Origin of the sequence: Streptomyces sp. URMC 127 (assembly GCF_051386535.1) — a bacterium.
Classification (GTDB): domain Bacteria; phylum Actinomycetota; class Actinomycetes; order Streptomycetales; family Streptomycetaceae; genus Streptomyces.
In genome coordinates this window covers 1-287 of sequence record NZ_JBPQTW010000535.1, presented here as the reverse complement: position 1 = coordinate 287, position 287 = coordinate 1, and the positions used below count along the sequence as shown (strand labels likewise).

The window sequence follows — 287 nt, the reverse complement described above, 5'->3', positions numbered from 1 at the left end:
GCCGGCGCGGGGCCGCGCCCCCGGCACCGCCGGTCTGCCCGGCCCGCGCGGAGGCGGCTCGTGAGCCCGGCCCCCCGCCACGGCCGCACGCGGTACGACGTGATCGTGGTCGGCGCGGGCCTGGCCGGCTCCCTCGTCGCCAAGGAGCTCGGGGACAAGGGCTGGCGCGTCCTCGTCCTGGAGGCCGGCACCGGCACCCACAGCAGCTGGCCCGGCCACCTCGACGCCGTGGACACCTTCTACGCCGCCCTGGCCAAGGTCCCCAACTCCCCCTACCGGCCCAATGC

1 protein-coding gene is annotated in these 287 nt (G+C 78.4%); it reads left to right on the top strand.

Annotation, left to right across the window (positions count from 1 at the left end):
* Window positions 1–60: 60 nt before the first annotated feature.
* Window positions 61–287: FAD-dependent oxidoreductase (locus ACSNOH_RS35280; RefSeq protein ID WP_436725514.1), on the top strand; the 227-nt coding region annotated here is incomplete at its 3' end.